Raw genomic sequence first — 793 nt, 5'->3', positions numbered from 1 at the left:
GTTCACCTCAGTCACAGTCGCGGTGACCTTGCTGGCGTCGGTGTAGACGTCTTCGATGTTGGCGTTCGGGACTTCGAGTTTGCCGTAACCCTTGTCGTCGACGGTGACGAAGTAGTCTTTGCCCGCGACGTTGACGGTCAGCACGGCGGTGCTGCCGGCTTGCGGTGGATTGCTCAGCTGGAAATGGAAGGTGACGTTGGCGTCGCCTTCTTTCGCCGCGTCTGCGGTGACTTCGACCTTGGTGTTTTGCACCGTGTCTTCAACGGTTGCAGTTGCATTCGCGCCTTTGAGGTCGGTGCCTTCGAAGTTGCCGCCATTCACTTCAGTGACGGTGGCAGTGACCTTGCTGGCGTCGGTGTAGACGTCTTCGATGTTGGCGTTCGGGACTTCGAGTTTGCCGTAACCCATGTCATCGACGGTGACGAAGTAGTCCTTGCCGCCGACGTTGACGGTCAGGATGGCAGTGCTACCGGCTTGCGGCGGGTTGCTCAGCTGGAAATGGAAGGTGACGTTAGCGTCGCCTTCTTTCGCCGCATCCGCGGTCACTTCGACCTTGGTGTTTTGCACCGTGTCTTCAACGGTTGCGGTCGCATTAGCGCCTTTGAGGTCGGTGCCTTCGAAGTTGCCGCCGTTCACCTCAGTCACAGTCGCGGTGACCTTGCTGGCGTCGGTGTAGACGTCTTCGATGTTGGCGTTCGGGACTTCGAGTTTGCCGTAACCCTTGTCGTCGACGGTGACGAAGTAGTCTTTGCCCGCGACGTTGACGGTCAGCACGGCGGTGCTGCCGGCTTGC

Annotated in this window: 1 protein-coding gene; it reads right to left on the bottom strand. The window is 59.3% G+C overall.

All coding sequences use genetic code 11. The features are described 5' to 3' along the window. Window positions 1-793 (bottom strand): immunoglobulin-like domain-containing protein (locus tag E1573_RS26820; RefSeq protein WP_165957388.1); only part of this gene is annotated, 793 nt, incomplete at both ends.

Source organism: Pseudomonas sp. H9 (assembly GCF_004353925.1).
GTDB lineage: Bacteria > Pseudomonadota > Gammaproteobacteria > Pseudomonadales > Pseudomonadaceae > Aquipseudomonas.
The sequence above is the reverse complement of the archived record's forward strand: the minus strand, read 5'-3'. Positions and strand labels throughout refer to the sequence as shown.